Annotated in this window: 12 protein-coding genes and 1 pseudogene; 10 read left to right on the top strand and 3 right to left on the bottom strand. The window is 30.6% G+C overall.

Features of this window, described 5'->3' with window-relative positions:
• Positions 1 to 187 precede the first annotated feature (187 nt).
• Together folE and msrA are read right to left on the bottom strand one after the other, a co-directional pair.
• Positions 188 to 856 carry a GTP cyclohydrolase I FolE gene (gene folE, locus LDL23_RS09365; RefSeq protein ID WP_291265453.1) on the bottom strand — a complete coding sequence of 223 codons (669 nt, stop codon included), beginning with the start codon at positions 854 to 856 and terminating at the stop codon, positions 188 to 190.
• Positions 857 to 871: 15 nt separating this feature from the next.
• A complete protein-coding gene (gene msrA / locus LDL23_RS09360; protein WP_291265454.1) occupies positions 872 to 1399 on the bottom strand; it encodes a peptide-methionine (S)-S-oxide reductase MsrA in 528 nt (175 codons plus the stop codon).
• Between the two features lie 279 nt (positions 1400 to 1678).
• Between msrA and LDL23_RS09355 the strand changes: the two genes are divergently transcribed.
• The 10 genes from LDL23_RS09355 to LDL23_RS09310 all read left to right on the top strand — a co-directional run bounded on the left by LDL23_RS09355 (position 1679) and on the right by LDL23_RS09310 (position 9441).
• The gene (locus tag LDL23_RS09355; RefSeq protein WP_291265452.1) at positions 1679 to 2344 is read left to right on the top strand and encodes an ABC transporter ATP-binding protein; all 666 of its coding nucleotides are present in this window, start codon (positions 1679 to 1681) and stop codon (positions 2342 to 2344) included.
• A 1-nt stretch (position 2345) separates the two neighbouring features.
• Entirely contained in the window at positions 2346 to 3104 is a 759-nt protein-coding gene (locus tag LDL23_RS09350; protein WP_291265451.1) for a TIGR02757 family protein, read from the top strand.
• An 11-nt stretch (positions 3105 to 3115) separates the two neighbouring features.
• A complete protein-coding gene (locus tag LDL23_RS09345) occupies positions 3116 to 3688 on the top strand; it encodes a pentapeptide repeat-containing protein (RefSeq protein WP_291265450.1) in 573 nt (190 codons plus the stop codon).
• A gap of 74 nt (positions 3689 to 3762) precedes the next feature.
• The gene (locus tag LDL23_RS09340; protein ID WP_291265449.1) at positions 3763 to 5382 is read left to right on the top strand and encodes a hypothetical protein; all 1620 of its coding nucleotides are present in this window, start codon (positions 3763 to 3765) and stop codon (positions 5380 to 5382) included.
• Positions 5383 to 5553: 171 nt separating this feature from the next.
• Complete coding sequence (locus tag LDL23_RS09335) at positions 5554 to 6090, top strand: DUF2975 domain-containing protein (protein ID WP_291265448.1); 537 nt, start codon at positions 5554 to 5556, stop codon at positions 6088 to 6090.
• Between the two features lie 3 nt (positions 6091 to 6093).
• Entirely contained in the window at positions 6094 to 6300 is a 207-nt protein-coding gene (locus LDL23_RS09330) for a helix-turn-helix transcriptional regulator (protein ID WP_291265447.1), read from the top strand.
• Positions 6301 to 6436: 136 nt separating this feature from the next.
• Positions 6437 to 6931 (top strand): hypothetical protein, encoded by a 495-nt coding sequence (locus tag LDL23_RS09325; protein WP_291265446.1) that lies wholly within the window; start codon positions 6437 to 6439, stop codon positions 6929 to 6931.
• Between the two features lie 133 nt (positions 6932 to 7064).
• Positions 7065 to 7379 (top strand): HPF/RaiA family ribosome-associated protein, encoded by a 315-nt coding sequence (locus tag LDL23_RS09320; protein ID WP_291265445.1) that lies wholly within the window; start codon positions 7065 to 7067, stop codon positions 7377 to 7379.
• A gap of 214 nt (positions 7380 to 7593) precedes the next feature.
• The gene (locus tag LDL23_RS09315; RefSeq protein WP_291265444.1) at positions 7594 to 8583 is read left to right on the top strand and encodes a hypothetical protein; all 990 of its coding nucleotides are present in this window, start codon (positions 7594 to 7596) and stop codon (positions 8581 to 8583) included.
• Between the two features lie 315 nt (positions 8584 to 8898).
• The gene (locus tag LDL23_RS09310; protein WP_291265443.1) at positions 8899 to 9441 is read left to right on the top strand and encodes a DUF4468 domain-containing protein; all 543 of its coding nucleotides are present in this window, start codon (positions 8899 to 8901) and stop codon (positions 9439 to 9441) included.
• A 135-nt stretch (positions 9442 to 9576) separates the two neighbouring features.
• Here the strand turns inward: LDL23_RS09310 and LDL23_RS09305 are convergent.
• Positions 9577 to 10000, bottom strand: a pseudogene (locus LDL23_RS09305) (carbamoyl-phosphate synthase large subunit); the annotation flags it as partial.

Here is a 10000-nt window from a genome sequence, read left to right as displayed (position 1 = left end):
CGGTAATCTCTCCAAAAACTGGAACTAAATAAGTTAACATACCAATAGCATCAAAAAACAAACTCAGCACTAGCATCGTTCCTTTATTATTTTTTGGCGGAATGGGTGACGTTATAACAGGTTCTTGTGCCATTTTAATTTCGTAATTTCCTTAACGAATGTACGAAACAAATACGACATTTAAAACCTATTCTTTATGAATCATCTTATAAAAATCGTCGCGGAATTCTTTCTGATTGAAAACGCCACCATATTGTAAGGTTGAAGTATAACTGCTTTCATCTTTAATACCTCGACTTGATACACATAAATGCGTTGCTTCCATCACCACAATAACATTATCCGTTTCTAAAACCGATTTTAGTTCGTTGAAAATTTGCATAATCATACGCTCTTGTACTTGTGGACGTCTTGCATAATAATCCACAATACGATTTAGTTTTGACAAACCGATAACTTTTCCAGAAGAAACGTAACCAATATGTGCTTTCCCAACAATCGGTAAAAAGTGGTGTTCGCAAGTAGAATTGAAGCTAATATTCGCCTCAACCAACATTTTATCATACTGATACGAATTATCAAAAACTGAAATCTTTGGCTTATTCGCTGGATTCAATCCCGAAAAAATTTCTTGCACAAACATTTTTGCCACACGATGCGGTGTTCCTTGCAAACTATCATCGGTTAAATCCAAACCTAATTCTTTCATGATAATTTCAAAATGGTGTTCAATAACTTCCATTTTTTCAGCATCTGATTTATAAAAAGCATCTGGTCGTAACGGCGTTTCAACCGATGTCATTTGGTGATTATCACCGATAATGTCGAATATTTCTTTTTCAATAGTAGTGTTCATAGCAATTTTTCCCTTCTATTTTAATTTCGATTTATAATATTTGCGCAATTTTTCTAATTTCGGTGCAATCACCATTTGGCAATAGCCTTGACTTGAATTTTGATTGTAATAATTTTGATGATAATCTTCTGCAGGATAAAATACTGTAGCCGAAGAAACTTTTGTCACAATCTTTTTATCGTATAACTTTTCTTTTTCCAGTAACTGAATATAATTTTCCGCTTTTACTTTTTGAGCTTCAGAATGGTAGAAAATCTCACTTCTGTATTGTGTTCCCACGTCAGCACCTTGACGATTTAATGTTGTTGGATCGTGAGTACCAAAGAAAACTTCTAACAAATCTTCATACGCTACTTCATTCGGATTAAACGTGATTTGAATTGCTTCAGCATGACCTGTTTCTCCTGTGCAAATATCTTTGTAAGTAGGATTTTTAGTCTTTCCTCCAATATATCCCGAAACTACTTTTTCAACTCCTTTTATTTCTAGGAAAACCGCTTCGGTACACCAAAAACAGCCTCCGGCAAATGTTGCAACTTCCATACCTTGTTTCACTTTTACTTTTACAGGTTCTTTAAATTCTTCTTTTACTACTAGTTTTTCTTTAGCCGTACACGAACTAAAAATCAAACTTAAAACCATTGATAACCCTTTAATTGTATTTCTCATAAATGCTATTGGTTATTTTGTTTAACAAATCTACAAAAAAATTAAACACAAAATCTAATTTAACTTAACTTTATTATTTGAGATACGCGAATAGATGAACAATAGTTTTTTTATTAGCCAAAAATCTTTGTTTCTTTGTAGAAATGTTCGGTTATGATTACAGCTAAAAATCTACATAAATATTACGATTCACTTCATGTTTTAAAAGGAGTGGATTTACACATAAAAAAAGGAGAAATCGTTTCTATAGTAGGTGCTTCAGGCGCTGGAAAAACGACTTTACTTCAAATTTTAGGTACTTTAGACGAACCTGCGAAACAAAACAATACGGTTTTAGAAATCAATGGAACCTCTATTTTGAATTTAAAAGACAAAGAACTTTCTAAATTCAGGAACCAACATTTAGGTTTCATTTTTCAGTTTCACCAATTATTACCAGAATTCACTGCTTTAGAAAACGTTTGTATTCCTGGATTTATAGCCAATCGCGATAAAAAAGAAGTAGAAACCGAAGCTAAAAAACTCCTTTCCTATTTAGGTTTAGCAGAAAGAACCCATCACAAACCCAGCGAACTTTCAGGTGGTGAACAACAACGTGTTGCAGTTGCGAGAGCTTTAATCAACAAACCAGCCGTTATTTTTGCTGATGAACCATCTGGAAATTTAGATACGCATACCGCCGAAAACTTACACGAATTGTTCTTCAAATTGCGCGATGAATTTGGGCAAACCTTTGTAATCGTTACTCATAACGAAGAATTAGCCAACATGGCAGATAGAAAACTAACGATGGTGGATGGGAATATTGTAAGTTCATAAAATGACACATTCCGAGTTAAAAGAATTTCTAGACGAAAAAGTCGAGTTGTACAACAATCCCAATTTCATTGAAAGCGACCCGATTCAAATTCCGCATTTGTATTCTTTGAAAGAAGATATTGAAATTGCTGGATTTATAGCAGCAACTATCGCTTGGGGAAATCGAAAAATGATTATCAACAACGCTAAGAAGATGATGGATTTGATGGGAAATTCGCCTTACGATTTTGTCATGAATCATTCGGAAACGCAATTAGAATCATTAGAAAATTTCGTGCATCGTACTTTTAATGGAAAAGATTTTGTGGGATTCGTAAAAGGATTACAACACATTTATCAAAATCACAACGGATTAGAAGCGGTTTTCTCGAAACAAAATCCTACGATGCAACATACGATTTCGGAATTCAAGCAATTGTTTTTTGACATTCCCCATTTAGCTCGAACTGAAAAACACATTTCAGATCCTTTAAATGGTTCAGCCGCAAAAAGAATCAATATGTATTTGCGTTGGATGATTCGAAAAGATAATAAAGGAGTCGATTTGGGGATTTGGAACAGCATCTCTCCTGCTCTATTATCTTGTCCGTTGGATGTACATTCAGGAAATGTGGCGAGGAAATTAGAATTGCTAACACGAAAACAAAACGATGCTAAAGCTCTAGCTGAATTGGACGAAAATTTAAGAAAATTAGACCCAAACGATCCTGTAAAATACGATTTTGCCTTATTTGGATTAGGTGTTTTTGAAGGATTTTAAAAAATATATTTATGCACGCAGATTACATTATTGACCAAAATTTTTCTGACATTACCTTTTCAGAAAACGATATCAAATACAAAGAATACGAAAATTGCACGTTTACCAATTGCGATTTTACTTCTTGTTTTTTTGTTGCCGTTACTTTTATCGATTGTAATTTTTTGGATTGCAATTTCAAAGGAACAAAAATCAATCATGTTTCGTTGCGTGATGTTTGGTTTACGAAATGTGATTTTACTGCTGTAAATTTTGCGATGACAGACCAAATTTTATATGAATTCCACTTTAAAGATAGTTTGCTGGATTACGCGCAATTTTACAGTTTGAAACTCAAGAAAATGCAATTCATCAATTGTAGTATGATTGCCGTTGACTTTATGGAAAGTGATTTATCAGAAGCTATGTTCGATAATTGTAATTTAAGACACGCGGTATTTATTGGAACAACTGCAAACAAAACCGATTTTTCAACCAGTTATGATTTCATCATCGACCCTGAAAAAAACAAATTAAAACGCGCCATTTTTTCAACTGAAAATTTAAAAGGATTACTTCAGAAATACGATTTAATCATTAAATAATCATCATAACTCTAAAATAAAGTTCATTTAACACATACAAATAGTATATTTACCTAAATTTAAATTTAAAGCAAATGAAAAAAATTCTCTCTTCAATCTTTTTATTAATTTCATTGTTTACTTTTTCTCAATCAACGGATTTAGACAGACATGATTTTAATTATTCTTTCGTACAATTACCAAGTAATCCAATCTTAGAAGTAAAAAATAGAACCTATTCCTTTACTACCAATATTGACCGTAACTTGATGTACGATAAATCGAAATTCTTTTTTCAAAATCAAGTAAACATTAACGGATTGGAAAAAAAGGAAAAAAATGGTTATATCAACATTGACATTACCTTACTTACTCCAACGGTTGTTAAAAAAAATATTGCAACTAGAACAAGTTCTACTAAAGACAAAAATGGAAATGTAAGAAATACATATTACTACACCGCAGAACTAACTTATGACCAAAAAGGTAGTGTAAAAATAAGTAGTACAGATGGTAAGGTTCAAAAAACAATTGACTTTACTAGAACTAACAATCTAAAAAGTAAAGAATACGATAGCTATTCTAGTGCTGAATCTTATTACTACAATATCAACAGAACCATTTACAATAATTTTGTAATGGAAGTTGTGAATGTCTTAAACACACAACTTAATAATGAATATGGTTATGCTGTTAAAACTGGAACTGATTACCTTTGGATATTAGCCAATAAAAAACATCCTGAACAAGCAGCTGAGTACAACGCGTATTTAGAAGTTAAAAATGTTTTTGATAAAATGACATTTAACAATGCTGTAACAGGTTTTGAATCAGAATTACAAAACACTATTCAATATTTTGAATCGTTACCAAAAAAATATGCAGAAGATTCAAAAGCACACAGAAAAATTAGATATAGCGCTTATTTCAATTTGGCTAAAATTTATAATTATTTAGACCAACCAAGCAAATCAATAGAATGGTCAAACAAACTTATTGCTAATGATTACGACAAAAGTGATGGAGTTAGTAATAGTGAAGACTGCAATAACTTAATTACGTTATTTAATGTAAACAAAGTTAAAACAAGACATTTCAATGTTGAAACGAAAAATTTCTTCTTTGAAGAGACTACAGCAGTTGTAACAAACAACAATTCAAGTTACAATGCTTCTACTGCTCCTTACAGTATTGAAACTGATCCAAATTATATTTTAGCTTATTTGGCTACTATAAAAAAAGACACGGTTACTGGTTATATTCAAAAGAACAGAACTTTGGCTTTAAGTGATGCAATTACAGTGACTGTTAAAGATTTTCAAGGGAAATTTTCAGAAAGAACTTTTAAGGCAAATGAAATTAACCGTCTTACTTTAAGTAACGGAGAAGAATTTGCTTCTGTTTCTTTTAAAGTTGCCGTTGATAATGGCGGAATGACCATGTCTGGAGCTACAAAGAAATTTGTAAAAGAAATGTACATTGGTAAAAAAATAAGTGTTTTCCAATATTTTAATGGTGAAATTATTATCAAAAGCGCTAACGAATCTGAAGGAAAATCAAATGCAACAGCTTCTTGGATGATGTCACCAAAAAAACGTTTTGAAGAATTTGCACAAGGCTGCCCAGCTCTTCTTGCTAGAGTTGAGAAAAAAGAATTTAAAAATAATTTAGAAAGTATTATTCAATTTGCCGAAGCATTAGATGCTTGTAACTAATCATAAAACATTCTACATTATAAAATCCCGAGTACTTCTCGGGATTTTTTTTGCCTTACAAAGTCAATAAACACAAGAGATTTACAATTATTTATCTAAAATAATTAAATTTTTATTGTTTTTCAATAAATTTTTATTGAAATTTGTAATGTAATTTTAAACTTTGTAGTTATGTCAAAAACAAACAACTTCGTATTTTGGGGCTTATATGTAATCGCTTGGCTTATTTTTGTGGGCTTATCAATTGAAGCAGGAGGTTTAGTCGTTAATTTCTTTTTCAGTCTTTATAATCCTGAAGTTCTTCAAAATCTATATCAAAAATTAGACTTAATGGCTATGTACAACGAAAGTAAATTAGCTTTTTTTGGTGTATATAGTTTTATACTTATCATTTCTATTTTAAAAGCAGTGCTATTTTATGCGGTAATTCATCTAATGCACAAAATGGATTTATCAAAACCGTTCAACACGTTTGTAGCGAAGCAAATTTCTCTAATTAGTTATTTCACACTTTCAATAGGATTCTTAAGTCATATTGCAAGACAGTTTGTTAAAAATTTAATACATCACGGTTTTATTCTTGATAACTTAAACCAGTTTTGGGTAGATAGCGAAGCTTTTATTTTAATGGGTGGTGTTGTCTATATTATTGCCATTATCTTTAAAAAAGGAATCGATATTCAGGAAGAAAACGACTTAACAGTGTAAATTATGGCAATAGTAGTAAACTTAGATGTGATGATGGCTAAACGAAAAATGTCACTCAACGAACTTTCGGAAAAGGTGGATATTACGTTGGCCAATTTATCCATTTTAAAAACCGGAAAAGCAAAAGCTGTTCGTTTTAGCACACTCGAAGCCATTTGTAAAGTGTTAGATTGTCAGCCAGGTGATATTTTGGAATATGTAGCAGATTAAAGTAAGATTATTGATTGTTTCATTTACATTTAATTTCAGTTGGATTTACATATCTTTACACCTCATTTGAAACTGTGATTAAAAGATTGTTATAAATCCAATTAATACCGATTCAGAATATTAAAAACAACTATTTATGGCAGTTCAAATTTGTTCGTGTGAAGGTTTAGATGTAAAGTGTAAAAAGTGTTTTGGGAGTGGTTATATTAATACCGACGCTCCAGAAAAAGCAATAAAATCAGTCCCTAAAAAAGGAAATACAAAGCAAGAATCTTTTCTTCCTGAGAATATGAATTCATTATCAAGAAAAGAAATTGAGAACATAGTACCTAAAATTATAGATACTTTGGATTTAAAATCGAAGAAGCAAATGCAAATTCTTAATTCGATTCCATTTAATACCACCACTTTTAGAAGAGATTTTAAAGACAAATTTGCACTTTTACAAAAAATTGAAGAGGAAAAACAAGCATTACGAAATGACCTTGATGAAATTGCTACAAAATTAACTACCTCAAAATACACGGTAGCATTCAAATATGGTCATTTTTTATCTGATAAAGACATTGATATAACTTCTAACCGCGAGCTTAAAACTTTAATTAGAGAATACAAAAAGCTGAAAAAATAAAACCTCAAAAGACAAGTTTTACTAATTACTTTTTTTAATTACTGAGTGAAAACAGGAAATTTTGAATTCAAATTTTGAAAAGCGAAAGAATTTTCGTAACTTTAGGTATTATTAATTTATAACCCCTATAGCTATGTTAGTTCAAATTCACACCGACAAAAACATTGAAGGCGGAAGCCGTTTTTCAGAATTCTTTACCAACGAAATTAAAAATGAATTAGCAAGATTTGACGAAATCGTAACCCGAATAGAAGTTCATGTTTCTGACGAAAATGGAAACAAAACATCTCCAAACGATAAAAAATGTGTTATTGAAGCTAGAGTAGAAAAAAAACAACCGATTGCTGTTACCGCAACAGCCGATAGCGCAGAAAAAGCCTTTTTTGAAGCTTTAGAAAAAATCCAACGTGTTTTAGATACGACTTTAGATAAAATTAAAGAGCACTAAAAATTAAGAATCCCGAGTTTAGGCTCGGGATTTTTTTTGCTTATAAGTAATTGTGAATTAATATTATGCTTGATAATTTGTAAGAATTTTTTATTATTTTTGAGAAATAAATAAGTAAGATTTTAGTCTGTCTTGCCAATAAGGCATGATACTAGTCGGAAAACTTCACATACAAGTTTTGTGCAACCAACACACAGTGCTAATCAAATATAACATGGAATACATATCATTTAATGATTTAGAACTTAGAATAGGTTTATTATATGATTCAATAAATTCACATTTTGAGGAATTCAAAAAACCAGAACCTATATATGAAGAAAGTGTATCTGAAAATGGCAAAAAACAATTAACCATAACATTGGGTGGTGGTATCACTTCGGAAAAAGAAAAAAGAGGGGCACTCAACAGAATTAATTCAATACTCTATAATATTGCTAACTTAAAAGATAATTTAAAAGATTATTTTAAAAAAAAAGGATTAAGCGAAAAAATTATTGAAATTAATATTGATAATTCACAATGTTTATGCATTGTAATAGATTTAGTAAATCAAGAGAAACATGGTTATCCTCTTACAAAAACTAATAGGTCAAAACTCAACCCTAAAATAGTTAATGTAGAAAACTCCTTAAAAATTAATATGCCAATTGCTGGTGTTTTCTACAATGTCATGGATGGTCAAGTCGAAGTTAAAGCCGATATAGTTGATTTCAATAACAATTTTTTATTCACTTTTGAAGAACTAGTACGTCAATCAATTCAAAATTGGGAAGATTTTTTCATTAAGTATATCCCAGAAATCTCGTCCGAAATTTTTGAAATACGAAAGAAGAAAGAAGAAAGAAAATTGAAAATAACGAATATACCAAATACTGTTAATGAAGCTTTAAACATATTAAAAGAATGCGATACTGAAAATTTATATTTAGAACAATTCACTCTAGGAACAATAGTAAAATTTAGTAACAAAGAGGATTTTAGTCAGAATTACAATGGCGTTATTGTAAACCTAAATCATGATGATAATTTTATACCAAATGTAACTCTACTAACAAATTCAACTCCATCGATTATGAAAGTAAATGCAAGAAATTTTAGGTGGAAAATTATAAAAGATATTAAAGCTAACGATAGTGCACTTTTATTATATTACTTTATAGTAATACCAAAATTAAGACAAGAAATTGAAAATAATTTTTAATCACTATAAGCATGTAAGGCTGCACATAACAAAGGTTACAAGTAATGGCAAGGTCTATATATGTTTGGAAAATCCTTCATATTTTCCAAAGTTTAAGATATATTTGTTATGATTCAGTTCTGGTTATACCCACTGGCATAAAGCCACAGAACGTTATAAGTCTTAAAAAAACCAACTTATATTAAAAAATTACTCGTAATCAATTAATGATAGGTTAAATTGAAACGCTTATTTTATTTCAAAGTTTTTTTATTTTAAAAAAAATATATTATCATTGTATCCTACTAAACTAGTATTAAACCAAGCTCCATAAACATGAAAAAAATCCTTTTATTATTAGTATTGACTACGTTCTCTATTAATGCCCAAGAAAAATTCGATTTCCCATTGAATGAAAACGGGCAAATTATCTTCTCAGAAGTTGTATCTGCGGAAGGAAAAACCAAAGATGACTTGTTTAACAATTCTAAAATGTTCTTTGTAAATACCTATAAAGAAACACAAGATAAAATTAAGCAGGATAAGGAAGCTTTATCGGTTACTGACACCCAGTATTCTTTCATGACGATTAAGGCAAACGGAAGCGAGACAAAAGTTAAAATATTTTATACTATTTCTATTATGTCAAAAGACGGCAAATACAAATACGAAATAAAAAATATCTTTATCAAGTCGAGTGCTGAAACAACTATAGAAAAAATGTTTGATAAATTGGCTTCGGAAAAAGCGGTGGATAATCCAAAATTAATGGAAACTCTTAAAGCCTATTATGCAGAAATCAATTCTACAATTGCAACCATTAAAAGCGACATTAAAAAAGAAATGGCTAAATCTAGCGCATCAAAAAGCGACTGGTAGTTTAATTACAAAATACATTAAAAAAGCTTCATTAATCTGAGGCTTTTTTGTTTTCAGATAGTAATTTATCAAGTGCAGCATTGTATTCCTTAGAAAAAATAAAAAATCCCAATCTTTCGATTGGGATTTTTTGTATTACTTCGTTAAGTACATTTTTCTTCTTGCATACAAATCGTAGAATTGATCGTCTTTTAAATCATCAATAAACAAGATACTTTCTCCTGTTGACTTCATTTCTGGTCCTAATGCTTTGTTTACATTTGGGAACTTACTGAAAGAGAATACCGGTTGCTTAATCGCATATCCTTTTAATTGCGGATTGAAATCAAAATCAGTTACTTTATTGTGACCCAACATTACTTTTGTTGCGTAATTCACATACGGTTCGCCATACGCTTTTGCAATAAACGGAACGGTACGAGATGCTCTTGGATTGGCTTCAATGATATACACGGTGTCATCTTTAATCGCAAATTGGATGTTGATTAACCCAACCGTTTTTAAAGCTGTGGCAATTTTCTTGGTGTGATCTTTAATTTGTTGCATTACAAATTCGCCC

Source organism: Flavobacterium sp., from assembly GCF_020217025.1.
Taxonomy (GTDB): Bacteria; Bacteroidota; Bacteroidia; order Flavobacteriales; family Flavobacteriaceae; genus Flavobacterium.
The sequence above is the reverse complement of the archived record's forward strand: the minus strand, read 5'-3'. Positions and strand labels throughout refer to the sequence as shown.

Excerpts from the sequence above, each read along its gene's own strand:
- folE (WP_291265453.1), bottom strand. The coding sequence starts at position 856 with ATGAACACTACTATTGAAAAAGAAATATTCGACATTATCGGTGATAAT.
- msrA (WP_291265454.1), bottom strand. The coding sequence starts at position 1,399 with ATGGAAGTTGCAACATTTGCCGGAGGCTGTTTTTGGTGTACCGAAGCG.
- LDL23_RS09355 (WP_291265452.1), top strand. The coding sequence starts at position 1,679 with ATGATTACAGCTAAAAATCTACATAAATATTACGATTCACTTCATGTT.
- LDL23_RS09350 (WP_291265451.1), top strand. The coding sequence starts at position 2,346 with ATGACACATTCCGAGTTAAAAGAATTTCTAGACGAAAAAGTCGAGTTG.
- LDL23_RS09345 (WP_291265450.1), top strand. The coding sequence starts at position 3,116 with ATGCACGCAGATTACATTATTGACCAAAATTTTTCTGACATTACCTTT.
- LDL23_RS09340 (WP_291265449.1), top strand. The coding sequence starts at position 3,763 with ATGAAAAAAATTCTCTCTTCAATCTTTTTATTAATTTCATTGTTTACT.
- LDL23_RS09335 (WP_291265448.1), top strand. The coding sequence starts at position 5,554 with ATGTCAAAAACAAACAACTTCGTATTTTGGGGCTTATATGTAATCGCT.
- LDL23_RS09330 (WP_291265447.1), top strand. The coding sequence starts at position 6,094 with ATGGCAATAGTAGTAAACTTAGATGTGATGATGGCTAAACGAAAAATG.
- LDL23_RS09325 (WP_291265446.1), top strand. The coding sequence starts at position 6,437 with ATGGCAGTTCAAATTTGTTCGTGTGAAGGTTTAGATGTAAAGTGTAAA.
- LDL23_RS09320 (WP_291265445.1), top strand. The coding sequence starts at position 7,065 with ATGTTAGTTCAAATTCACACCGACAAAAACATTGAAGGCGGAAGCCGT.
- LDL23_RS09315 (WP_291265444.1), top strand. The coding sequence starts at position 7,594 with ATGGAATACATATCATTTAATGATTTAGAACTTAGAATAGGTTTATTA.
- LDL23_RS09310 (WP_291265443.1), top strand. The coding sequence starts at position 8,899 with ATGAAAAAAATCCTTTTATTATTAGTATTGACTACGTTCTCTATTAAT.